We start from the raw sequence: 21,465 nt of genomic DNA, 5'->3' as shown, positions 1-21,465 counted from the left end.
AAAGGAATACTATGAAACAAATCGTTACCAGAAATAATCTTATCTTTGGCGAAGGAATGCCCAAAATCTGTATCCCCCTCATGGGAAAGAACAAAGAGGAGCTTGCCAGGGAAATCGACTGCTTAAAAAATGCGGCCTTTGACCTTGTGGAGTGGCGGGTGGACTTTTTTGAAGAGGTTTCCCAAATTCCCAAAGTGTTAGAAACGCTTTCTTTTCTGCGGGAGCGTTTGGAGAACACCCCAATTTTATTTACGTTCCGCACCAAGCAGGAGGGCGGGCAGGCAGCTATCACCGCCCAGGAATACTGTGCGCTTAACTGCCGTGTCATCCGTACCGGACATGTTGATTTGGTGGATGCAGAATTGTTTATGGGAAACAATACCGTTTTGAAAATCATTGAAACAGCACACCAGTATGGCAAAATAGCTGTGGTATCAAATCATGACTTTCAAATGACCCCGCCAAAAGAAGAATTGTTACACCGGCTGGAATTGATGCGTACCTTAGGGGCAGACCTTCCTAAAATTGCGGTAATGCCCGCTTCTCCAAAAGACGTACTGGCGCTTTTAGAAGCTACCGAAACCTATACCACCCGTTACCAAAGCCCTGTTATCACCATGTCCATGGGAAAACTAGGGGCTGTTAGCCGGATATGCGGCGAAACCTTTGGCAGTGTTCTGACCTTTGGCACCGCACAGGAGGCTTCCGCGCCGGGACAGCTACCCTCCGTCCTTTTAAAAGAAATCCTAACACAGCTTCATCAATAATTTTTGATACCCAACACAGGAAAGGAGCGAACAAACGATGTTTACCCAAGCTATGATGCGTGCCGCCACCGGAGAAACCCCCGCAGATCTGGTCTTAAAAAATGCAGTGGTCCTCAATGTATTTACCAAGGAGCTCATCCGCGCCGATGTAGCGATCTGTCAGGACATCATTGTCGGACTGGGAGAGTATGAAGGCGTACAAGAATTGGACCTTACCGGAAAATTTATCGTCCCCGGGTTTATTGACGCCCATCTGCACATTGAATCCTCGATGCTCCTGCCCGAGCAGTTTGGCGCAGAAATTGCGCCATGGGGTACCACGACAGTACTTGCCGATCCTCATGAAATCGCCAACGTGGCAGGCTTAGATGGTATCCGATTTCTAATGCAAAACGCCAAAAAAGCCAGCTGTAATTTTCTGTTTATGCTCCCCTCCTGTGTTCCCGCCACGGGCTTCGATGACAGCGGCGCCAGATTAAACGCCCAAAATCTGCTTACCTTAAAAACAGATCCGCAGGTGCTGGGATTAGGCGAGATGATGAACTATCAGGGGGTGCTTGACTGCGACGCCGAAGTGATGGAAAAATTGATTCAATTCTCCGACAGGGTCATTGACGGCCACGCGCCTGGTATAAAGGGAAAAAGGTTGCAGGGATACCTGCTTGCGGGGATCCATACAGATCATGAATGCTCGGAGGAAGAAGAGGTGGTGGAAAAGCTCCGTTCCGGGATGGCGATTCTGGCACGGGAAGGCTCCGCCGCCAAAAACCTAGAAGCAGTGGTCAAGGCAGCGCTGAATCATCACCTTGATTTTGATCGGATCGCTTTTTGCACCGACGACCGCCATGTGGAGGACATCCGGCGGGAGGGGCACATGAACGTGCACATCCGCAAAGCGATCCAGCTGGGAGTCGACCCGATCACGGCATACTGCTGTGCCACCTGGAACCCTGCCCGTATTTACGGGTTATCTGCCACAGGTGCTGTGGCTCCGGGATATTTTGCTGACCTTGTCATTTTGAACAGCCTATTTGAAGTTGAAATCGACTCCGTTTTTTATCACGGCAAAAAGGTCGCCCGCACCTCCCCCATCCCTTCGGCTGTCCCGGAACAGTTGGGCGATACCGTCCACACCCAGCCGCTATCCCTCGGTCTGTTCCGTCTCCCCTGTAAAGCTGGGAAATACCCAGTCATTGAGTTGATCCCCCACCAAATCAACACCAAGCTTCGGTTTGAAGAACTGCCCCACGAAAATGGAGCATTTATCGCCGACAGCATCTACCAGAAAATCGCTGTTTTGGAACGGCACCGCGGCCTTTCCGTTTCTGGGATCGGAGTTGTAAAGGGATTTTCCCTGCAAGGCGCAATCGCTTCCACCGTTGCGCACGATTCGCACAACCTGATCGTGATCGGCAGTTCAGACGAAGAAATGCTTCTGGCCGCCCAGATCCTGATACAGCAGAAAGGCGGATATGCCGCAGTGCAGGGAAAGAATGTGCTGGCTCAGGTTCCGCTTCCAGTCTGCGGCCTGATGTCCGACCAAACGGCCGATTTTGTGCAGGAAAAAACTGCCCAGTTTATCCGGGCCGCACGGCAAATAGGAATCCCGGAAGGATTTGACCCGTTCCAAACACTGTCTTTCCTTTCCCTGCCAGTGATTCCGGAGGTAAGGATCACCAACCGCGGGATCTTCGACAGCCAAAGCTTTTCATACCTTCCGTTCCAGCCACAGCCGGAAAACACAGAACCACAGCCAAACAATGCAGACAGTACTTTGTCGTGACGTAAAGATATAAGGAGTCACAACAATGAACAACACGAAAAATTTTTCACAGATCCTATTGCACCGCGTCTTGCCAATCGTTTTGGGGATCATTGTGGGGTATTTTATTTATTCCTGCTTTCTTATGGAACGGCTGCCTTACTTTTCCACCTCCAAAGCTGAGTATTTTGTATCCATTCTTTGCCTGGCAGGCAGTATTGTTGGATGTACAGTCATTTTCGAGCTGATCATCAACCGGGCTATCAGCTATTTTTTATTTTTCCTCCTCTGTGTCTTGTATTTCGCGATGCTTCTAATTGTTCTTTTTATGCGTTATCCCCTGCCCGAGCGCGTCTTTGTTTTCAATCCCCTTACCGGGCTGTTCGATGCATTTTCCGGCCGGCAGATGCTGATCCAAAGCTTATTAAACCTGCTCGTTTTCATTCCCATCGGTTTTTTTGTAAAAAAACTGCCCTACCTCAAGCTACTTCTGTTTTCGGTTTGCCTGTCGCTTTTGATCGAAGTGATCCAGATAGTGTTCCGGCTTGGTTTCTTTGACAGCTTTGATATTCTGTTATATGTCATCGGAATCCATCTCGGTTACCTGATCTTTCAAAAATTAAAACTGCCGATCCAAAAAAGGAACATGCGCAGTTCCCCAAAATAAAAAACAGCCAGGAAAAAATCCTGGCTGTTTTTTATTGATCCCAGCTCAAAGAAATAACCGTTCCCACTCCAGGTCGGCTTTGAAGGGTTAACTGTGCTCCTAAATAGGCCGCACCATGTTTTACAATAGACAATCCAAGCCCCGTGCCGCCGATCTCTTTGGAATGGCTTTTATCCACCCGGTAAAACCGTTCAAACACCCTGCCCTGCTCTGCTGCCGGGATACCGATCCCCGTATCCTGTACAGAAACAAAGGGCTTTCCATCCTTTTGTTTGGCTATGACCGTCACCTTTCCCTGCGGGCGGTTATATTTGATCGCATTATCGCACAGGTTATACAGTACCTCCTCCAGAATAGGGCGCACCGCTTTCACAAAAACGGGCTCCCCTTCCACCGCCATGTTCACGCCGTTTTGACCGGCAGAAGCCTCCAGCCGTGCCGCTACCTGACCGGCCAAAGAAAACAAATCCACCTCTTCCGGCTCATAGGGCACAGAGCCCTCATCCAGTTGTGAAAGCTTGATGATGTCATTCACCAAAGAGATCAGCCTCTGGGATTCGGTAAAAATATTGCCGGAAAATTTTTCAATATCCTGCGGCTTTACAAAGCCTTGCTGCATGATCTCCGCAAAACCGGAAATGGAGGTCAGCGGCGTTTTCAGCTCGTGGGAGATGTTCGCCGTGAACTCCCTGCGTAAATCTTCCCGTTCCACCTGTTCAGTCACATCCAATAAAACCAGTACCGCACCGCTGATTTGATCGTGCCGCCACACAGGATTTGCAATCAGCCGGTAAATTTTTCCCTCCAGCGTCAGTTCCGTTTCCTGATGCTCTCCGGATAGGACACGGTCCACCGTGTTGCGAAACGGCGCGCTGTGATTGAGTTCCAATACGCTTTGCCCTTCTCCTGCACCGGGGCTTTGCAGGATCCTCATCGCACTGGAGTTATAAGAAAGCAGTTCTGTCTGCTGGTTAATTACCAAAAAGCCTTCCTGCATGTTTTCGGTGATCATGGAAAATTCTTTCTGTTTTTGTTTTGCCTCATTTAACTGCTTTTGAATTTGCCGGTTCTGGCGGCGTATCTTAACGAAAAATGGAGAAAGCTCATCATACCCCTCCAATTCGTCCGGACGCTCCAGATCCAATGCGTTGATCGGCTCCACAATCTTCTTTGCCGCACGGTCTGCAAAAACTGCGGACAAAATCAAAACTACCGCGAAAACGATTGCAATCGGCTGAAGGAGCCCAAACAGCAATCTCCAAACGGAGTATTGGGTCCCGGATACCCGCAAAATATTCCCATCCGAAAGCTGAAGCGCATAATAATAAGTTTGTTCCGACAAGGTACTAGATTGACGGCTGCTTTTCCCACTTCCGTTTTCCATGGCCTCCCGTACCTCTTCCCGGTCACGGTGGTTCTCCATTTGGGCAATGTCCGCAGTATTGTCATACAGCACCGTACCATCGGCCGCGATCAAGGTGATCCTCTTTTCATGGTCGTTGATCTGCGTCAGATAATCAGTTCCATTTTGTTCTACCCCTACAGAAAGGTACGCAGCTTCGCTTTTTAATTCTTTCTGGAACTGTCCGTTAAAGTACTGGTATAATACCCCCATGATGCAGACAAGGCTTGTTACTAAGACCAAGGCGGCAACCAGAACTACCGAACGAAAAATTCGTTTTACCACGTTGTTCAGCCCCCTATCTTATACCCAATGCCCCGCACCGTTTCAATCAGAGCGCCGCTTTTTCCCAGCTTTTGGCGCAAAGTCCGGATATGGACATCCACCGTCCGGCTTTCCCCGTCAAAGGCATAGCCCCAGATCTGGTCCAAAAGCTGAGCGCGGGTGAACACCATGCCTTCATGCTCCAGTAAGAGGCAGAGCAGCTCGAATTCTTTGAGCGTTAAAACCACCGGCCGGCCAGACACAGTGATCTGGTGTTTCTGCGGGCAGACATAAAGCTCCCCGATCCGGTATTCCTGCACGGAATCTGTTTCCCTGGTGCGCCGCAGCAACGCCCTGACCCGCGACAATAATTCCATCATCCGAAACGGCTTTGCCACATAATCGTCAGCGCCGCTGTCCAGCCCCAAGACCGTGTCATATTCGCTCCCCTTGGCAGTGAGCATCATCACCGGGATCCTTTGGGTAGCGGAAGTATTCCTCAGCTTTTTCAAAATACTCAGGCCGTCTTCTTCAGGAAGCATAATATCAAGCAAGATCAAATCCGGCAATTTTTGGGATATGGCCTCCCAAAACTCTGAGGGACGTTCAAATCCTTCCGCCTCTAATCCCTGAGTATGAAAGGTGTAAGTAACCAGTTCCCGGATATTGCCGTCATCTTCTACTAAGTAGATCATGAGCTTCCTCCTTTGCTTTCCACTAACGTTCAGCCAAATCAATTATGGCCCTTTTATCTGTCGCGTGCTGCAAATCTTTTGTAAAGCACGGTAAAATTCGTTCTAAGATCCATTTTCCCGGACATGTAACGACCCGTTTCCCCGTTATGATGCCCGCAAGCCTTCCGTGATAAAAACGGCGGCGCCGCTAGGCGGGAAAGAACCTCGTTCTGACAGCCGTTTTTCTGGGCGTTAAACGACCCGTTTAACGCTATTATACCATAAAACGATCTGGAATCCTATTTTTTATGTTCCCCGGTGATAGAATACTCTACCCATTCTGCAATATTCACCGCATGGTCCCCGATCCGTTCAAAATATTTTGCCGCCATCAACAGGTCTACCGGTAAAACCCCGTCGGTATCTTTTTGTGCGATCAGGTCGGTAATTTCTTCCTTCACCCGATCAAACAGCGCGTCTACCTCATCGTCTGTTTTCATAACATGCTGTGCCAGGGTCAAATCCTTTTTGACAAAGGCTTCGATGCTGTCCGTTACCATGCTTACAACGATCCGCGCCATATCTGCTAAATGCACCTTGCTTTTTGGCTGGCTTTGGGAGATAAACGGCGCGATTTCTGTAATATCGACCGCCTGATCCCCGATCCGCTCCATGTCGGAGATCATCTTTAAAGCGGAGGAAATATTCCGAAGATCCCTTGCGACCGGCTGCTGCTGCAATAGCAAACGCATGCAGATGCTTTCTATCTCATTTTCCTGTTGGTCGATCGCGATCTCCAGTTCTTTTACCTTGTCGTAAAAGTATTTGCCCGGCGTTTCCAAGCTCTTAGCTGAAAGAGAGATCGCCTCTTCACACAGGCTCCCCATTTTGATCAGTTCCACATGCAGTCTTTTTAATTGTTCTTCAAAGTGTATGCGCATTTTATTTGTTCCTCCCGTTTTGCGTTATATGCTTTCCCCACAAAATCTCCGGACAGACCTGCTGCCCGGAGATTTATCCTGTCCTCAGAGAGATTGGGAAGTTGCGTTCCAGATGTTTTGTTCAACCCGGTTTTCACCGGATAGAACCCTTGTTCTTTTACAAAGTTTTTGTATGTCTTTATCATAAGGGTACTAGGTAAAGTGCAAAATCCTGTTTTTGTTAAATCTATGTAAAATCAAAGGATAACTGAAATGACAAGCCCCCTCCGGTATTATCGGAGGGGGCTTGTCTGCTCTTTCCACTTTATCTAATAGATCCATATCCTCTAACTTTAGGCTGTGCGCCGCATCTGCTGTGCTTCATAATCACAGATGGTGCGGATCCTTTCATATCTGCGGCGAAGCCGTTTTTTTCTATGCAGCATTTTGACAACACGTGTTCCAAAAGCGCCTGCCCCCATCAAAGAACAGCCGATCAGGCATTGTACTGCTGTTTGACCAAAGGTAAAGCTATCCTGATCATATGCGCCAACTGCCCCCGCCAAAAAAATAAATCCTAAAAATGTAAGAAACATCATCACTTTTTTCATTTTTCTGCACCTCAATTACTGCAAATTCTCAAAAAGAACATTTGTTCTTTTTCTATATTATATGCTATGATTCCCCATTTGTCAAGCATTTTTTTAAATTTTTTCAATAATTTTCGGTGTCGCGTGGCAAGGCATTGCATTGCGGATCCACATCTCTTTGTCCGCTTTGGTACTGCAATAACCGCGGTCCTGTGTGATCACGACCTGCACTTCGCGGCTGTCTGGATCTTCTGTCAAATCCGCAGTGAAGCCGCCCATGCGAAGTTGCTCTGTGACCGCAGCTTTAGAAAAATCTGTATTGTGTACCTGAAACCTTTTTTTCATCTGCTGGATCTTGTCCAGCTTTGTTTGTTCATCGTCCTGGGGATCGATCGCCAAACCAAATAAATCTTCAAAATAAGATAGCCTTAGATTATCGGGAGAGTCCAGAAAGCAGTATTCCAATATCCTTTCTAGCTGTGTGCTCAGTTCCTCTAAAACCGAGGCATATGCTTTCATCTCCGCTTCCACCAAGCTGTTTCCCCGTAGCTTATAAAACCCGGTATCCTTTAAGAGCCGGCAAATCCGCTGAAAAGAACCCATGATACTCCTCCTTATCCCCGCTCCACTGTGACGCTCATATTACCCGGGGAAATGATCTGTCCCGCCGATACCTTTACTAATCCTGACGGCTGTACAAATGAAATAGACAGGATCCCGTCTACCTGTTCTGCAATATCATGCGCGATCGAATAGGGGTTAAATGCTTCTCCCACACCCAGCTCATACGTCTTTTGACGAAGATAGGAAATCACTTGACTTTGCTTCATACCGGTATTCTGGCTGTTTTTTGCATAAACGGTCACCTCTATATCCTGCTTCACAGGTATCGCCGCTTTTACCTGTACGTTGACATTTAACTCCTTTTCTGCTTTCAGGTCATCCTGAATCTGTTGGATGAGATCATCGTCTGTCATCCGGAAATAATCAGATACATAAAGATTCAGCACATTCCCGCTAGACTGGTATTCCGTTTTTGCCGACATCACCCGTTCATATCTCAATGCAAATTCCTGATAAAACTTGGCGTTTGCGCCATTCGATGGGTTAATGTAGGAATCCAGCAAACGCTTTCGGAAAGACTGATCCGATTCCTCTTCCATCCCGCCCGAAAAATTGTTCGGGTTCGTCACACTGCTCACCCCTGCAACCGTGCCTACCAAAGTATCAATCTTTCCTTTCAGGATATTTCCCTCCCCGCCTTTTTCCGAAGCGGCGGCAGGAATATCCGCAAAGGTAGCGCCCTTGGAAATCACGCCGTCTTCTGTGGTGGCATACATCACCCCGCCGGAGGAAGAGCTGGTGCAGAGCGTCCCGGCCGGAATCACAATGTCCTGCGCGGCGGCGCTGGAACGGGAAAAACGCAAAATCCCTGTTGCGGCTGTCGCTTTCTTTTTATACAAGTCCCGGCTCACGCCATGGCGTTCCAGATATTCCCCGGTTGCAGTCTGAGGGAACATTTGTTTTTCGCAGAAGCTAATCTGTTCGGAAAGATGGAATAATTCCCCGGCAATCACCTGCATCCGGATCCCTAAATCAGAATCATCATGTACTGGATATCCGCTTTCTTCCTCAAAAGTCTGCTTCAAATTGTTATAGATCAACTGATATGTCATTCTTCTTCCTTTCTACCAAAGCTGGTCATTGAGTTCAACGATCGCTTCCCTGCCGTTGACTACCAGGTAAACCGTTAGGTACAGGGTCTGTGTTTCCCGGTCCAGCGTTTTTTCAATGCCGGAAACAGTAACCTCCTCCAAATCGGCTAAAGCCTCTCGAACGGCCGCCAGCAAAGTAAATTCGTCTGTCTGGTTTAAATCCAGCTGAGCTAACCGGCTGCCCAGCTGCTGGTTGTAAGGAAAACCGCCCCGTTTCACGCTAAGGCGGAGCATCACCCGCTGAATTAGTTCCTTTAGCCCGGAAATCATTTCCGGATCGCCGTTTCTGCCCATCACCATGTCGCCGTTTGCAATCAAGTTATCCATTGTTTCGCTCCTTTCCTAGCGTTACAGCCACTCCACTTGGATCAATCACCATGCCGTTGAGTTCTGCGCATCCATCAGAACGCAGCTTTAAATATGCCCCGCTTTTTGCTTGGATCAAAATTTCTCCGCTTTCCAGCTCTCCTGCTTGCCGGGTCACCCCTAGAAGAACATATTTTCCATCCTGAGTCGGCAGCATCAGCACCTCGTCCTGTTCACAGGGGAGGCTGTATATCCCATACGGATGCACCGCCTGTGCCGCCTGCACATCGACCTGGGACGAGATCCCTAGGCCGTTTTTTTCGGAACGGAGCACTGTGCCAAAGCTGGCAAATTCCTCCGGCTGTTTTTCCCAAAACCGGTTCACCATCATTTTCCCTCCTTTTTAACGATTGATCAGCCCGCTCTTCTCCCAAAGGGTAATGGTCATCGTATTCCCGTCCGAGTCACTGCGCAGGCGTACCTTTGTCACATACAGATCATAATAGCTCCCGATCACGTCTTCAAAGCGCGCGCTGTCCCCGGCCCGAATATCATAAATTCCGGGTACCGTGACAGTAACTTCAAAAAAACCGGCCTGCTTATCCTCGTAATACTGCCGGGCACTGAGCGCCGGTTCTCCCTGCCACTCTGTTTCCGGGTGGTAGTACCGTTCCCTTACGATCTCAAACTGGTCCGCAGAGGCATTGTTCAGCACATATCCATAGGTCGCACCGTATTCCGCCTTTCCAGTTTTTACAGAAAGCTTAGAGATGATTTGATAATGATCATCCGTCAATTCCGCTGTTAAAAAAGGAATCCCATCTGCCCGTGAATTGGAAAACAGATGCTCCGTTTCCTGAAAGGGGTCGCAGGTGATATTTCCCATACGGTCAACATAGGGGGATCTGTGATAGGCCAACCGGCAAAACAGGGTCAAAAATTCCCAATGCGAGATCCCCTTTTTTGCCAAAATCTGCGGCAATACCGCCGCCTTTGGCAGCTTTGCCCCATTTGCTCCATAGGGAAGCGCATGGCTTTTGATCAACTGATCTGATGTCAGATTAAAATACCAGTATGGTTTTACCTCGTTGTCAAGCATCATGCAGGTTTTACGGCGGCATACAAAGCTGGTGTAGTTTCCCTTTTGGTCAATGACCCGCTTCTGAATATCTACGATCCCGTCAAAAATCTTCCGTCCGTTTAGTTCCATTGTAATGAATTTAAACCGCCCGTTTAAAACGTCCAGCACCGTGAACTGCAATTCATCCGCCGGGGTGAACCGGTCGCTTTCAAACGATAAGCTCACGATCTTTTGAAAGGTCACTTTTTGATCGTCGATCGCTGTACCTGTTATCCTTACATTTCCAGAACTTCTTACAGCCATACCATCGTCCCCTCTGAAAGCTCGCCGGAAACCTGTAAAGCCGGATTGCTTAACAACAATTCCTCCACCGTTTTCCCTGTTTTTACCGAAATCAGGCACAGGGTATCCCCGGAGCGGCTGATATAAAACGGCTCTTGGGCAGATAATTCCGTTTGATTTTTTCCGCAGTCCTCTAAAAAGGAAAACTCATAGCTTAAAATATTGGGGCCCGCCTTACCGGTCATCTCCAGCTTTTGAAAATAGGCGTAAAACGGCGCAAGGTTCGGCAGATATAACAACCCGCTTTCCTCCTGTATAAACACCTGGTAAAGCCGCGTATATTCTTCCATCACATTTTCTCCGATCAGTTCGCCCCTCCCTGTTACAAGGATAGGTTCCACACCAATCGGCTGGATCACTGCGCGGGGATACACTGTTCCAGTGATCATCGGTGGCTGGAATGCTTTTAGTATCTTCCCGCGGGAAATTTGAAACTGCCCGGGATTCACCGCAAAGGTATAATCCTTAAACTGAAACTGTGTCGCCATATGTTCCTCCTGTCAGTCCAGCGCCCGGACGCTGCGCCGCCTGCGGTATTCGGTTTTTTCTTCGATCTCCTCCAAGCTGATCCCCTCTCCAAACGCAACGGTATCGTATTCTCCGTCAATCGTTTTTATTTTTTCATGCTCCTGCTGGGGATCGGCCATCGGTATTTCCGGTTCCTGACTGCTTTCTCTCTGCTGTATCAGCCGGAAAAGTGCTTTTTCAAAAATCTTCATTCCTCTACCTCTGCTGCTTCAAAAATGGTCTGGCCAGAGCCATCCTTAGAAAAGGCGGTGCTATATGTGTCAAAAATATTGGCCAGCTCTGAAAGAGATAGGGTTTTTAACACCTCATCCGGAGAAGCGAATCGTTTCTTTTCTCCAGTGTAAATGCTTTCAAACCCTAAAACCGCGTTCTCACACATGGCACGCAGCAGTTCCTTGTCCAGATCAAAGGGCCAATCAGCCTGCTGCATGGCTTCGCACCTGCCAAGACTTACAATCACCTGCTCGCAGGAAAGCTCCCGCATCTCATAATACTGCCCGCCAAGCTGAATGAAAGTCGTTCTCATCTTTCCCCTCCTCACAGCACCAAGCGCTTGCGCGCTACTGCCTGCATCGTTTCGATGCACGGAGAATTTAACCCCAATGTTTCCCCGATACTGCTCCACTCGCATCCAGAATAAACGATTCGGGTATCCGGTTTGGCGATCACAATGGTAAAATCACTGAGCCCGTAAAAGTCAAGGTCATTCAGCCCTTTCACCGGTACGATCTTTTTTAATTCCAGTGTGTGGGTCAGCTTCCCACCTACCGTTGCAACTGGATTTTCGCTCCCAAACGCCTCAATGCTCCGGGTCTCCCGCACAGTCTTCACCGTACAGCTCTGCACCACTGCCAGCTTTTTGCCGTCTATTTCGATCGTAATGTCCTTGCTGGTGGGGATCGTAACACCTGTCATCTTATATCTCCCCCTTCTAAACTGTGATCTGCGCAGTCAGATAAATACTGCTGATCCCCTGTGCCACAGTAAACCCGATTTCTACTATACAAACAGATGCGTCATCTGGGTCTAAGGTGATCCGCGGCATATCATATCCGCTTAAAAGCCCGGCGTCTACAAAATCCTCCAACCTGCTCACCGTCAGTGATAAAATAGAGTTCAGTCCCACCAGACTGTTCTGAGTCAAATCAAGCTTCTGACGCAGTGTTTCCTGAAGCTGCGGCAGCACCGTATCGACCGTTAAGATGACCCCTAAATTACGATAAGACGTTTCCGGTTCCCCTGCCTCGTCATGGGTACGGGTAGTCACCCCGCGGATCAAGGTAACACTTCCCCCACTGGTTTCCAGCACGCACACACCGCTGCGCAGATATGTTTCCACCTCTTCTTCCTCCGGTTCTTCTGTCAGCACGCAGTTTTGAGAATAAGCGGCGCCGTTGAAGCTTCCTGGCTCTCCGTTCCGGTCAGAGATCAAAGCGGTCAACCCAATTGCTGAAAAATCTTCTGTAAATCTATTTTTCTTTACAGGTGGATACGTGACGCAGATCCGCTCACAATTTAGTTCTTGCGCCAACTCATCGGGCGGTGTGTCCGGGATCGTAGGCAAAACCGCAAGCTTTTCCCCGCTTTCTCTGAGTTTCTCCCTTATCTTTTGATAGACAGGCAGGCTTTTCCGGTCGGTTGTCAGCAGATAGGCTCTGCTTTGGAAAAGGCTGTCAACTGCTCCTAAATAAGCCTCGTCGGTGTCTTCTGTCACTCCAACGGCATAAATAGTCGGGGCTGTTGCCTCGTAAACCGCTCCAATTAGCTGCATCATTGGATTATCCAAAGCTTCTTCCCCAAAGATCCGCTGCGCCTGGCTCAATGAAGTGATCGTTTGGATCCCTTCCACTGCATGTTTTACCCGCGCCGCTATCCCAATACTTTGTCCCCGGTTTTTGGAAAAGACCGGGGTAATGGTGTAGTCAGTATAAATCCCGGGGCGCATACTATTGGCCATATGTATCACCATGCCTTTTTTAAAAGGCTTCCTTTCTTTATAAAATCTCATCGGAATATCAAGGGCCGCAAATAATATCCCTGTTAGCCTTCCTATTTTTTGGTCTGAACTACAATATCCCGAATTGGCTGGAAAATCTCCTGCCTTGTTAAAATAATCTTTGTTTTAGCGCTCGCCGTTAAAACAAAGCACTGCATTGCCTGTGAAAATTCCACTTCCCCGCAGAGGATCTCGGAAAAATCATAATCCGGCTGCCCCAAAAGATAATTGCACAGCCGCAAAAACAGCGTCGTTTCAGACAGGCAGGAAAAGGCCGGCAGCCCAAACTGGAACCGAAACGTCACCTCTGCCAGCCGGCCGTAAACCTCGGTGCTCCCATCTTCCTGTACCGCGGTTCCCCAATAATCCGAACAGCTGTCCGACCGCGCAAAAATCTTTTGGATATTCATTGCTAAAAACGGTTGTTCCACCGCCTTGTAGACCTGTTCTTTCCGAAACCCATCTAAAATCTGCATTTCCGGAAAAATTCCCGCAAGCTCCTTTAGCAAGCCCTCTTTGAACAAGCTTAATGACTCAGCACGGATCATACGCCACCTCCTCGTTCAAATAGGCACGCAGATATAACGGCTTGTCGGCATAGTAATACCAATCGGCGCCGATCACATGGAACACCTTCCTGTTCAACCGGATAGACTTTCCTTTTTGGATCACTCCGCTTTCATTCAGGCTCATCAAAACATATTCGCATTTCATCCGGTAACCTGCTGGGAAAAAAATTTTTTCTTCCCGTTCCGCCTCCCAGTACCGAACCGGAGACAGAACCCCAAAGGTTTCCTTTTTCCCTTCTAGATCTGTAATTTTGGAGCCGTACCGTTCCAAAAAGTCCCGGATCAATTTATAATCGACCATATCGCGTCCCCTTACATCATGCCGAATAGGAACACATCGTCCCGCAACAGGCCTTTTGCCATCACTGTCAATTCATCCTTCAGCCTCTTTGCCGCCTGGATCTGTTTTGTGTTATCCATTGTCACTGTCAGGTCCAGCGCATTAATGCTGCCCGTAGTCATATTGGTCATGACTATATACCGGTAATAGGCAGTGGCGGCTGCCAACTGTTGTAAAAGCGGACAATGTTCTTCCCAGCACACCCCCGGTTTTAATTTTTTTTCGATTTCTTCTGTGCACAGCCGGATCATCTCTGTATACTGTGCGATCTCCTCTTCCGAAAGCTTTGACATGATTCGGAATCGGTCTGTCACCTCCAAAAAATCAACCACAAAGCTATTCCCCCTTTCATGGCGGGAGTGTATACTCCCGCCATGCTTTCACACTAGTTTAAATCCATTGCACGGACTGCATCCGGGAAAATTTTTGCAAACCCGTAAGTCGCGGTAATGGCCGCGCGCTCCAGCTGACGATCGATCAGCTTGTCGTATTCGATCCCCACGTCGCCTACTGTGACCATTTCCAGTGCGCTTCTCTTGTCCAAAGCGATCAGCTTCCCAGCCGGCACAGCAATACTTTTGTACAGGTTGGCTCCCATCGGCGTGCTCAGTTTCCCAGTGCCCTGAAAATTTAATCCCGTTGCCGGGTCTTTCAATTCCTCTAACGCCAGTAGCTTCATCATAGCCTGAGTGTCTACCAGCATCGTGTTCATTTCATGCTCGTCAAATTCTCCCCACAAGTTGATCAAATCTTGGTAGGTCAGGCTTTCTCCTGCTAATTCTACCTCTTTGGCGGGATTTTCATTTCCGTCACCGTTTAACAGGACGTTGACTGCATCCTCCAGCTGGGAACGGGCGATCCGGTTCCCGATCTGTTTTAGGGTCACTGTGAACAAATCCAGCCTCTGGAAACGGATCGCTTCATAAGAAGCCACCAACAGCCTGCCGCGTTTATAAAGCTTTACCAGGTTTTCCTGCGTCTTTACTGTGGTTGCAGGGATCGTGCTCCCCTCCGCGACCGGCTTTAATTCTTCATCATCCCGGGAAGAAGTAATGGAACGGTAATCCAAAGAATCAATGTAAGTTTTTGCCGCAATGATCTGTTCCAAAATGTTGCTGTCGTTCAGCCCGGATACAACGGCGCGCTTCACATATTCCGGAAACAATGCGGAAGAGGTTGCGGTGCTGAAAAATTTTTCCACCATATCCGACCTCCCGCCGGATACTTTAATGTCAAACCGCTTTAACTGGCGTTCAAATGCGTCCAATCCCTCCAGCTGGGTCCCGCGGTAATTTTCGCTGGGGTCCATTTCCTCCAAAACCTTGGTAAAAGACTTCCCGCTTACCGCATACATTCCTTTTTCCAAACGGATATTATCATAATATGCCATTGATTTTTCCCCCTTCTTATAACAAAACCATCGCGGTTTCTGCTGCAGTGTCCACTGAAACGACTAAATGATAAGCCCCGGCAGTACCCAAAGCGATTTTATTGTCCGCAGCCGCTTTTAACTGGCGATAGCCCACCTTTAAGGCGCTGTCGGCACAAGCTACGGTTACGCCGCCTCTTACCTGAACTCCTGCGTAGATCCCGTTTTTGCTGACGCATACGCCAATAATTTCCTCGTCTGCTGCCGCGGCTTGAACCGTGCTGTTTTCTTTGAGAGAAACCAAGTCCCCTACTAAAACATTCCCACTTGTCCGAAATGTTGCTGTTACATCCCCAATTTGATTATAGTTCATCTCTGTTTCCTTTCCGGCATTCCCTGCCTTTAAATTTTAAAGTCCTTTTGGAAAAAGCATTCTGTCCCTGCAGCACTCTGAAGCTGAGGCGTTCCACCGGGATTTTTACACACTGCTTCAAACTCGGAAAGCTCCTGATCGGACATCTTTTCCACCACTGCTTGTATCGTCCCTACTCCTAATTGCGGGTACTGCAACAGGAAAACACCCTTTACCTGCTCCTGCCTGCGCCTGCGGAATTCTTTCCCAAGCTTTGCTTCCTGCTTTAACCGGTTTACATATCCTGTCAGCTTTTGTGCTTCCAGCCTATTCAGCACAAGTTCTTTTTCTGTCAGCTTTAATAGCTTCAATACCTCTTCCGGCTCCCGGCAGACGGTATTCTCTGCCTCCTGCGGCTGTTCCTCTGTCCGGAAAGCGCCGTAGCGTTTGGTGACTCCAGCGTTTTTTTGCGCCGGCACCGCTACAAAGGACCATTCATAAGCATCTGTCGGCTCGCTTAAGACCGCACAGCATACCCGATGATTGTATATTTCACCCTTTTGGTGCTCACAGCTGCGGCCGCGCAGATCTGTCCCACAAATTGAGCAGGTGACTGAATCCACACTGCATCCTACGCTGACCTCTTTTTTGATCCCTGCGTCGATCTCCAGGATCAGGTCTGCGGTCTTTTCACTGCGCACCATATAAGCCCTTGCTAAAAGATAGGTATACGGTTCTCCATTTTGGGTCGCTGTTCCCTCTTTCACGCAAACCTTTGTGTCATAAATCCGCGCCGTCTGGTTTTCCCCTTTGGGATCATGGTTAAAGATCCCTGTTTTTCCTAAAAACAATTCTGCAAGCTTGTGAAGCGCTGGTACGCTGAAAGCTTCGCCATCCCGGTCGATCTCGTTGTCGCACAAGATCACATTGAAGCAATAAAGCTCCTTTTCCTCCAATTCCCGGCGGGTATACCGGTTGATCTTTTGCAGGTCTTCCTTCGCCGGAACGGCAGATTTTAAAATCGTTCCCTGTCTGATATCATGCACCTCCCTGTTTCAACGTTTGCTGGATTTGTTCCGCCTGTGCCCGGTAAAGCCCGGCATGCGCCTGTTCTACCTCATCCTTGAGATTGATCGTATCCCAAGTCACGGAAAGCTCTTGTTCCGATCCGTTTAACCGCAGCATAGCAGTACAAATTTTTAAGATCACCGGCGTTAATAGACGGCGGTAATACTCCAGCTCTGTGGTTAAAATATCTGTTTGCTGCTGACTCATCCGTTCTGTTGTGGACCATGAAAGCCCCAATAAAAACGGCGGTATCCCCATTTTGGCGATCACCTGTTCCAGCATGTGGCGCACCGGGATATTGGTGTCGATCACCTGGTTGTCAGCCCCTATCACCTTGATATTTACATCCCCGACGGTGATAAAATCGCGCACCTGCCCGTCCGCGCTTTGGCGCATCCCCTCCGCCCATTCCCGGGCGATCATCTGGGCGCGTTCCTTGGCATAAGCGCGGTCCACCATGTCCCCAGCCGGCTTGTAGGTCACCGCATACCGGATATTTCCTACCCGTTCAAAATTCTGCCCGATCGAATGGTAGATCTTAAACAGGATCGAGGTCACAAACGGCAGCCCCCGAAGGATCGATTCCCCCGTCAGCCGGCCAGCCTTAGGGTTCAGCGCAGTAAACAGCACCAGTTCTTTGCGGGTGATCTTGTGGGCTTGTCCCATTTCATCAGATACATAAAAATCCAACTCCATTGGGTCGCTGCTCTCCCTAATCTCAATTTTGGAAATGTCCGCATTGTATAGGGCGCTCAAGCCAGTGTTCCACGGGTTCAAAATCATTTCTCCGGCTGCATTCCCATATGTCAGCAAGCTGTCCAGGTAACAAGCAATAAAGCTTTCCAATCCCATGCTTCTGCCCCCAACGTTCACCTCTCGGATAAATTGGTCCAGCAAAGACTGCGTCCTTTTGTCCCTGCATTCCACATGAAACCCGCCGACCAGCCGGATCGTCTTGTAAATGGCCGCGTCAATAATCGGGACCCCCTCCCGGATCGCTTCGTAAAGCCGAAGCTCCGGGGCGGACAGCGGCGTGTAGGAATCCAGCATAGAAAAGGGCTGGTTTGTCCCCCTCGCCGCAGAGGAAAAGGAAACCGGTTCCTCTTTTGACGGATTTGCTTTTCGTTTCCATCTTTTCATGTTCTTCACACTCCTTTCTGTTTGTTGATGGACGGTCACCGTTCTGCTAGGGCCAGAAAGAAGAAGGGCTCCTCCTGACGATGCAGTACCGTGCTGACAAAATACCGTATATCATCCATCGCATGATCATATTCCTTTTTTGGGGCGTCACGGCTTCTTTGACTTTCCCAAGCATACATGGAAAATTCGCGGATCGTGTCCTGACAGGATAGATGGAACTTGATTTTCCCCTCACGCAGCGCGTCAGATACCCTACGTATCCCGCTTAGCACATCATTGTCAGCTTTTTTTACCAAAAATTTTTCATGCCTGCGGATACATTCTAAAAAGCTTGCCGCCGATGGGTCTACGATCACCGCCTTAACAGGAAGCTCCCCCGCCAGCTCACATAAAGCTTCATAGTGTTCTTCATCCGTTTTCAGCCGCTGATTTTTCCGCGCGTCATAATAATATTCCCTCAGCCGTTCCCAACAGCCGTTATCATTTCCCCAAAGCCCCATAGAGGTAGGGTTCACCGTCCCATAATCACAGGAGATGTAGTATTCGGAATAGGTGTGGTATTGCTCGAATAAATGACGTTCGTGGGAAAACATCGGATAAACAAGCCCGTTAGCGCTTACCCACTTTCCCTCTACAAAACGCTGGTAAAAGGCGCCGGAATAAAGCGCTTCATATCGTTTTCGTATCCTTGGGGAAAGTGCGGGGTTGTCCTCCATCGTAAAATGAAGATACAGCGCGTTTTTGGGCTTTGCCTGTAAAATCCATTCCCGGTAAAACCAGTGATACGGATGCTCCGGATTGCAGTTAAACCAAAACCGGGACCCTTCTACCGAGCATCTTGCCAAAGCCTGTTCCACAAAGCTGCGCGGCATCAGCGCCGCTTCATCCAGCAGTACCCCTGCAAGGGTGATTCCCTGGATCAATGTCGCTGAGCCTTCATCCTTTCCCCCAAACAGGTAAAACCGGTTCGTCCTGCCCCGGCAGGAAATATCCACATAATTCTGGGATAGCTTTTCACAACAGGAAAATCCAAATTGCCTCAGTGCCGGAAGAAGCGGGGCTATCACGTTTCTCCTAAGGGATAAGATCGTTTTTGCACAAAAGGCAAAAGCAGTATTCTGAAAGGAGGCATGTGCCCATAACACAAAGGAAAGCGACATGCAAAAGGTTTTTCCGCTTCGCACAGCCCCATCGCAGATCACGGCGTCATACTGCCTGTCTGGACTGTTATGACACCACCAAGTCATCAACCGCAGCTGCTTTTCGGAAAAAGGCTTAATCTCCATCTTCTTTCAGATGTTTCCCCAGGCTTTGGGCGCCCAGTTCCAGCGCACGGTAAAGGGCAGCCGTTCCCTCCTGTTCACTTTCCATCTCCTCAAGTTCCAAAAGCTTTTCCAATGCCTGGAAACGGTCGGCAAAACGAATTTCCATTGTCCCGTTCTTTTGACGTTTGATCTCCCGGACAGAAAATAGATCTAAATTTTCCCAATCTGATATTTCGCCGTCAAACATCAGCTTTACCCCATCACGGACAGAACCAAACGCAAGCCGTTTTAACCCGGAGATCACATCATTGTATAATTGCTGTTTGTGATATTCCCGGTCAAACTGCCTGCAAAGCCGTCTTATCTCCTCTCGCTGGAGCAGTCGAGCGGCAATGCTTTCGGACAGTCGCGGTGAATACCCCGCCTTCACAGCTGCTTCCCGACCATTGCGGTAATGATGGAAATAATAGCAAAACAAGGTCTCTTTTATCGTAGTTTTCTTATTCTCTGTCTGTTCCGTGTCATCTTCCCCCTCCATCAATCTGTTTAGAAGCCTGTAAAACACTTCCGACCTTACCCGCAAATATGAAAAAAGTTGCACAGTAACGTACAACTTTTTTCAGCAAATCATAAAACCGTAATATTATACAAAATCAAAAGAATAAATATGTAAAATATTACAATTTTTGATATGATTCTGTCATATAAAAAAACAGAGGTACAGCTAGCTGTACCTCTGTTTTAAAATAATAAAAATTGATAAAATCCGCTTTTCAGCTAAATCATCCCAATGCCACATCTAAGATCATCATCACTAAAAAGCCTGCCATTACGCCAAGCGTCCCGGTATTGGAATGTTCTCCTAAATGTGCTTCGGGAATCAGCTCCTCCACTACGACATACATCATCGTTCCGGCCGCAAAGCTCAAAAGCCACGGCATCAGCGGCTGGATATTTCCGGCGATCATCACTACCAAAATCCCGAAAATCGGCTCTACAATGCCGGATGCGCTGCCATATAAAAACGACTTCCAAGCGGAAAGTCCTTCCTGGCGAAGCGGCAATGAAATGGCCGCCCCCTCCGGAAAATTCTGGATCCCAATCCCAAGCGCCAGCGCAAACGCCGCGGTGTATGCAGCGCTTTCCCCCTGGTGCTGTGCCGCCAGCGCGAACGATAACCCAACCGCCATCCCTTCCGGAATATTGTGCAGGGTCACTGCCAATACCAATAACGTCGTCCTTTTCCAAGAGGAAGCCTTTCCCTCCGCCTCAGCAGCACCCGGATGGAGATGCGGCAGCAGGGAGTCCATCAGCATCAGAAAAGCGACCCCTAAAATAAATCCTCCTGCCGCTGGGATCATTCCCGGCATTCCATTGGCTTCTGCTTCTTCAATAGCCGGGATCAGCAAACTCCAAACTGAAGCCGCTATCATTACCCCAGCTGCAAAGCCTAAAAAGATCCGCTGAATCTTTTCACTGATCGCGTTGCGGAAGAAAAACACAATAGACGAGCCTGCTGTCGTCATCAAAAATGTAAAGCCTGTCCCAATTGCCGCCCAAATGACCGGCTGTGTCATAGCTCCACCTCCCTATTTGATTTCAATACGAAAAAGCAGTACAGCGCAAGCCGTACTGCTTTTCAACATTTCACGCTTAATCGGCAAGATACGATTTCACCATGGCCTGCAGCAATTCATCACGGTCAACATGACGAATCAGGCTTCTTGCATTGTTATGTGTTGTAATGTATGTCGGATCTTCAGACAGGATATAACCCACAATCTGATTTACCGGGTTGTATCCCTTCTGGCTTAAGGCATCATAAACGGTAGTCAGGATACGTTTCATTTCATTTTCCTTTTCATCCTTTACCGAAAATGTCATAGTTTTGTCCATCATCTTTGGTTTCCCCTCCTGATAATCTATTTTACCGCGCAAATTGCTGTTGTTAATACAATATGATGAATTATTTTTATTATACCTCATTTTGTCAAAAAAACAAGAGATTTCTTTTTTTATTCACAAAAACCTTTGTTTTCCCATCTAAAAAGAAGCAAGTATGATTTTCTGTTTCTTTCACATACTATCAATGGGAAATGCCATTTCCCAATTTTATTTGAGAAAAGAGGTAATCATCATGGCAAATTGTAATTGTAAACCAAACCAGTCTATCCATTGTTCTGTTTCTCAGTGCGAATACCACTGTCAGGACAAGAACTACTGTTCTTTAGATTGCATCACCGTCGGCACCCACGAAGCAAACCCGACCATGGTCCAATGTACAGACTGCGAATCCTTCTGCTTAAAAAAATAACCCTTCTCGTAAAGATCCCCTGCCATTTGGCAGG

At 48.4% G+C, this 21,465-nt stretch carries 29 protein-coding genes; 4 read left to right on the top strand and 25 right to left on the bottom strand.

The window, feature by feature from the left end; translation table 11 throughout:
* Positions 1-11: 11 nt before the first annotated feature.
* From aroD to CIB36_RS05215, 3 genes are read left to right on the top strand one after another with little or no spacing between them, the layout of a single operon-like run.
* Positions 12-767, top strand: coding sequence for a type I 3-dehydroquinate dehydratase (gene aroD / locus CIB36_RS05225; RefSeq protein WP_093988480.1), 756 nt, complete (start codon positions 12-14; stop codon positions 765-767).
* Positions 768-804: 37 nt separating this feature from the next.
* Entirely contained in the window at positions 805-2,550 is a 1,746-nt protein-coding gene (gene ade / locus CIB36_RS05220; RefSeq protein ID WP_093988479.1) for an adenine deaminase, read from the top strand.
* 25 nt (positions 2,551-2,575) lie between these two features.
* Positions 2,576-3,196 (top strand): VanZ family protein, encoded by a 621-nt coding sequence (locus CIB36_RS05215; protein ID WP_093988478.1) that lies wholly within the window; start codon positions 2,576-2,578, stop codon positions 3,194-3,196.
* 31 nt (positions 3,197-3,227) lie between these two features.
* On the opposite strand, the gene CIB36_RS05210 is transcribed toward CIB36_RS05215, so the two are convergent.
* The 25 genes from CIB36_RS05210 to CIB36_RS05085 all read right to left on the bottom strand — a co-directional run bounded on the left by CIB36_RS05210 (position 3,228) and on the right by CIB36_RS05085 (position 21,016).
* A complete protein-coding gene (locus CIB36_RS05210) occupies positions 3,228-4,883 on the bottom strand; it encodes a sensor histidine kinase (RefSeq protein WP_093988477.1) in 1,656 nt (551 codons plus the stop codon).
* Positions 4,884-4,888: 5 nt separating this feature from the next.
* The gene (locus tag CIB36_RS05205; RefSeq protein WP_093988476.1) at positions 4,889-5,557 is read right to left on the bottom strand and encodes a winged helix-turn-helix domain-containing protein; all 669 of its coding nucleotides are present in this window, start codon (positions 5,555-5,557) and stop codon (positions 4,889-4,891) included.
* Positions 5,558-5,835: 278 nt separating this feature from the next.
* Positions 5,836-6,477, bottom strand: a complete 642-nt coding sequence (phoU, locus tag CIB36_RS05200) for a phosphate signaling complex protein PhoU (protein WP_093988475.1) — start codon at positions 6,475-6,477, stop codon at positions 5,836-5,838.
* Between the two features lie 332 nt (positions 6,478-6,809).
* Positions 6,810-7,067 carry a hypothetical protein gene (locus tag CIB36_RS05190; RefSeq protein ID WP_093988473.1) on the bottom strand — a complete coding sequence of 86 codons (258 nt, stop codon included), beginning with the start codon at positions 7,065-7,067 and terminating at the stop codon, positions 6,810-6,812.
* A 93-nt stretch (positions 7,068-7,160) separates the two neighbouring features.
* Entirely contained in the window at positions 7,161-7,649 is a 489-nt protein-coding gene (locus tag CIB36_RS05185) for a hypothetical protein (RefSeq protein WP_093988472.1), read from the bottom strand.
* An 11-nt stretch (positions 7,650-7,660) separates the two neighbouring features.
* A complete protein-coding gene (locus CIB36_RS05180; protein WP_093988471.1) occupies positions 7,661-8,722 on the bottom strand; it encodes a baseplate J/gp47 family protein in 1,062 nt (353 codons plus the stop codon).
* Positions 8,723-8,734: 12 nt separating this feature from the next.
* Positions 8,735-9,088 (bottom strand): hypothetical protein, encoded by a 354-nt coding sequence (locus CIB36_RS05175; protein ID WP_093988470.1) that lies wholly within the window; start codon positions 9,086-9,088, stop codon positions 8,735-8,737.
* Entirely contained in the window at positions 9,081-9,455 is a 375-nt protein-coding gene (locus CIB36_RS05170; RefSeq protein WP_154824559.1) for a hypothetical protein, read from the bottom strand. Before CIB36_RS05170 ends, CIB36_RS05175 begins: the two co-directional genes overlap by 8 nt.
* Before the next feature lie 15 nt (positions 9,456-9,470).
* A complete protein-coding gene (locus CIB36_RS05165) occupies positions 9,471-10,451 on the bottom strand; it encodes a hypothetical protein (protein WP_093988468.1) in 981 nt (326 codons plus the stop codon).
* Positions 10,442-10,978 (bottom strand): hypothetical protein, encoded by a 537-nt coding sequence (locus tag CIB36_RS05160; RefSeq protein ID WP_093988467.1) that lies wholly within the window; start codon positions 10,976-10,978, stop codon positions 10,442-10,444. Before CIB36_RS05160 ends, CIB36_RS05165 begins: the two co-directional genes overlap by 10 nt.
* A 12-nt stretch (positions 10,979-10,990) precedes the next feature.
* Positions 10,991-11,209 carry a hypothetical protein gene (locus tag CIB36_RS05155; protein ID WP_093988466.1) on the bottom strand — a complete coding sequence of 73 codons (219 nt, stop codon included), beginning with the start codon at positions 11,207-11,209 and terminating at the stop codon, positions 10,991-10,993.
* Complete coding sequence (locus tag CIB36_RS05150) at positions 11,206-11,544, bottom strand: hypothetical protein (protein ID WP_093988465.1); 339 nt, start codon at positions 11,542-11,544, stop codon at positions 11,206-11,208. Before CIB36_RS05150 ends, CIB36_RS05155 begins: the two co-directional genes overlap by 4 nt.
* 11 nt (positions 11,545-11,555) lie before the next feature.
* Entirely contained in the window at positions 11,556-11,933 is a 378-nt protein-coding gene (locus CIB36_RS05145; protein WP_093988464.1) for a hypothetical protein, read from the bottom strand.
* Between the two features lie 16 nt (positions 11,934-11,949).
* Positions 11,950-12,975, bottom strand: a complete 1,026-nt coding sequence (locus CIB36_RS05140; RefSeq protein ID WP_158662581.1) for a phage tail sheath C-terminal domain-containing protein — start codon at positions 12,973-12,975, stop codon at positions 11,950-11,952.
* A 92-nt stretch (positions 12,976-13,067) separates the two neighbouring features.
* Complete coding sequence (locus tag CIB36_RS05135; protein WP_093988462.1) at positions 13,068-13,562, bottom strand: hypothetical protein; 495 nt, start codon at positions 13,560-13,562, stop codon at positions 13,068-13,070.
* Positions 13,549-13,884, bottom strand: a complete 336-nt coding sequence (locus tag CIB36_RS05130) for a hypothetical protein (protein ID WP_093988461.1) — start codon at positions 13,882-13,884, stop codon at positions 13,549-13,551. The genes CIB36_RS05135 and CIB36_RS05130 overlap by 14 nt, the downstream gene beginning before the upstream one ends.
* Before the next feature lie 11 nt (positions 13,885-13,895).
* Positions 13,896-14,255: a hypothetical protein gene (locus tag CIB36_RS05125; protein WP_093988460.1), complete on the bottom strand. Its 360-nt coding sequence runs from the start codon at positions 14,253-14,255 to the stop codon at positions 13,896-13,898.
* A gap of 53 nt (positions 14,256-14,308) precedes the next feature.
* Positions 14,309-15,313 carry a phage major capsid protein gene (locus CIB36_RS05120; RefSeq protein WP_093988459.1) on the bottom strand — a complete coding sequence of 335 codons (1,005 nt, stop codon included), beginning with the start codon at positions 15,311-15,313 and terminating at the stop codon, positions 14,309-14,311.
* Positions 15,314-15,329: 16 nt separating this feature from the next.
* Positions 15,330-15,665: a hypothetical protein gene (locus CIB36_RS05115; protein ID WP_093988458.1), complete on the bottom strand. Its 336-nt coding sequence runs from the start codon at positions 15,663-15,665 to the stop codon at positions 15,330-15,332.
* A 29-nt stretch (positions 15,666-15,694) separates the two neighbouring features.
* The gene (locus CIB36_RS05110; RefSeq protein WP_093988457.1) at positions 15,695-16,690 is read right to left on the bottom strand and encodes a hypothetical protein; all 996 of its coding nucleotides are present in this window, start codon (positions 16,688-16,690) and stop codon (positions 15,695-15,697) included.
* The gene (locus tag CIB36_RS05105) at positions 16,683-17,852 is read right to left on the bottom strand and encodes a phage portal protein (protein WP_093988456.1); all 1,170 of its coding nucleotides are present in this window, start codon (positions 17,850-17,852) and stop codon (positions 16,683-16,685) included. Before CIB36_RS05105 ends, CIB36_RS05110 begins: the two co-directional genes overlap by 8 nt.
* A 35-nt stretch (positions 17,853-17,887) precedes the next feature.
* On the bottom strand, positions 17,888-19,138 hold the full coding sequence (locus CIB36_RS05100; protein WP_093988455.1) for a PBSX family phage terminase large subunit: 1,251 nt from the start codon (positions 19,136-19,138) through the stop codon (positions 17,888-17,890).
* Positions 19,128-19,682, bottom strand: coding sequence for a terminase small subunit (locus CIB36_RS05095; protein WP_229408196.1), 555 nt, complete (start codon positions 19,680-19,682; stop codon positions 19,128-19,130). Before CIB36_RS05095 ends, CIB36_RS05100 begins: the two co-directional genes overlap by 11 nt.
* Positions 19,683-19,899: 217 nt before the next feature.
* On the bottom strand, positions 19,900-20,694 hold the full coding sequence (locus tag CIB36_RS05090) for a ZIP family metal transporter (RefSeq protein ID WP_093988453.1): 795 nt from the start codon (positions 20,692-20,694) through the stop codon (positions 19,900-19,902).
* A 76-nt stretch (positions 20,695-20,770) separates the two neighbouring features.
* A complete protein-coding gene (locus tag CIB36_RS05085; protein ID WP_093988452.1) occupies positions 20,771-21,016 on the bottom strand; it encodes an IreB family regulatory phosphoprotein in 246 nt (81 codons plus the stop codon).
* A 238-nt stretch (positions 21,017-21,254) separates the two neighbouring features.
* Between CIB36_RS05085 and CIB36_RS05080 the strand changes: the two genes are divergently transcribed.
* Positions 21,255-21,431 (top strand): DUF1540 domain-containing protein, encoded by a 177-nt coding sequence (locus CIB36_RS05080; RefSeq protein ID WP_093988451.1) that lies wholly within the window; start codon positions 21,255-21,257, stop codon positions 21,429-21,431.
* Positions 21,432-21,465: the final 34 nt, after the last annotated feature.

This window comes from Massiliimalia timonensis, assembly GCF_900186585.1.
GTDB lineage: Bacteria > Bacillota > Clostridia > Oscillospirales > Ruminococcaceae > Massiliimalia > Massiliimalia timonensis.
Note: the sequence above shows the minus strand (reverse complement) of the source record. Positions and strands in the feature narration are given on the sequence as shown.

Excerpts from the sequence above, each read along its gene's own strand:
- aroD (WP_093988480.1), top strand. The coding sequence starts at position 12 with ATGAAACAAATCGTTACCAGAAATAATCTTATCTTTGGCGAAGGAATG.
- ade (WP_093988479.1), top strand. The coding sequence starts at position 805 with ATGTTTACCCAAGCTATGATGCGTGCCGCCACCGGAGAAACCCCCGCA.
- CIB36_RS05215 (WP_093988478.1), top strand. The coding sequence starts at position 2,576 with ATGAACAACACGAAAAATTTTTCACAGATCCTATTGCACCGCGTCTTG.
- CIB36_RS05205 (WP_093988476.1), bottom strand. The coding sequence starts at position 5,557 with ATGATCTACTTAGTAGAAGATGACGGCAATATCCGGGAACTGGTTACT.
- phoU (WP_093988475.1), bottom strand. The coding sequence starts at position 6,477 with ATGCGCATACACTTTGAAGAACAATTAAAAAGACTGCATGTGGAACTG.
- CIB36_RS05190 (WP_093988473.1), bottom strand. The coding sequence starts at position 7,067 with ATGAAAAAAGTGATGATGTTTCTTACATTTTTAGGATTTATTTTTTTG.
- CIB36_RS05185 (WP_093988472.1), bottom strand. The coding sequence starts at position 7,649 with ATGGGTTCTTTTCAGCGGATTTGCCGGCTCTTAAAGGATACCGGGTTT.
- CIB36_RS05180 (WP_093988471.1), bottom strand. The coding sequence starts at position 8,722 with ATGACATATCAGTTGATCTATAACAATTTGAAGCAGACTTTTGAGGAA.
- CIB36_RS05175 (WP_093988470.1), bottom strand. The coding sequence starts at position 9,088 with ATGGATAACTTGATTGCAAACGGCGACATGGTGATGGGCAGAAACGGC.
- CIB36_RS05170 (WP_154824559.1), bottom strand. The coding sequence starts at position 9,455 with ATGGTGAACCGGTTTTGGGAAAAACAGCCGGAGGAATTTGCCAGCTTT.
- CIB36_RS05165 (WP_093988468.1), bottom strand. The coding sequence starts at position 10,451 with ATGGCTGTAAGAAGTTCTGGAAATGTAAGGATAACAGGTACAGCGATC.
- CIB36_RS05160 (WP_093988467.1), bottom strand. The coding sequence starts at position 10,978 with ATGGCGACACAGTTTCAGTTTAAGGATTATACCTTTGCGGTGAATCCC.
- CIB36_RS05155 (WP_093988466.1), bottom strand. The coding sequence starts at position 11,209 with ATGAAGATTTTTGAAAAAGCACTTTTCCGGCTGATACAGCAGAGAGAA.
- CIB36_RS05150 (WP_093988465.1), bottom strand. The coding sequence starts at position 11,544 with ATGAGAACGACTTTCATTCAGCTTGGCGGGCAGTATTATGAGATGCGG.
- CIB36_RS05145 (WP_093988464.1), bottom strand. The coding sequence starts at position 11,933 with ATGACAGGTGTTACGATCCCCACCAGCAAGGACATTACGATCGAAATA.
- CIB36_RS05140 (WP_158662581.1), bottom strand. The coding sequence starts at position 12,975 with ATGGCCAATAGTATGCGCCCCGGGATTTATACTGACTACACCATTACC.
- CIB36_RS05135 (WP_093988462.1), bottom strand. The coding sequence starts at position 13,562 with ATGATCCGTGCTGAGTCATTAAGCTTGTTCAAAGAGGGCTTGCTAAAG.
- CIB36_RS05130 (WP_093988461.1), bottom strand. The coding sequence starts at position 13,884 with ATGGTCGATTATAAATTGATCCGGGACTTTTTGGAACGGTACGGCTCC.
- CIB36_RS05120 (WP_093988459.1), bottom strand. The coding sequence starts at position 15,313 with ATGGCATATTATGATAATATCCGTTTGGAAAAAGGAATGTATGCGGTA.
- CIB36_RS05115 (WP_093988458.1), bottom strand. The coding sequence starts at position 15,665 with ATGAACTATAATCAAATTGGGGATGTAACAGCAACATTTCGGACAAGT.
- CIB36_RS05105 (WP_093988456.1), bottom strand. The coding sequence starts at position 17,852 with ATGAAAAGATGGAAACGAAAAGCAAATCCGTCAAAAGAGGAACCGGTT.
- CIB36_RS05100 (WP_093988455.1), bottom strand. The coding sequence starts at position 19,138 with ATGGAGATTAAGCCTTTTTCCGAAAAGCAGCTGCGGTTGATGACTTGG.
- CIB36_RS05090 (WP_093988453.1), bottom strand. The coding sequence starts at position 20,694 with ATGACACAGCCGGTCATTTGGGCGGCAATTGGGACAGGCTTTACATTT.
- CIB36_RS05085 (WP_093988452.1), bottom strand. The coding sequence starts at position 21,016 with ATGATGGACAAAACTATGACATTTTCGGTAAAGGATGAAAAGGAAAAT.
- CIB36_RS05080 (WP_093988451.1), top strand. The coding sequence starts at position 21,255 with ATGGCAAATTGTAATTGTAAACCAAACCAGTCTATCCATTGTTCTGTT.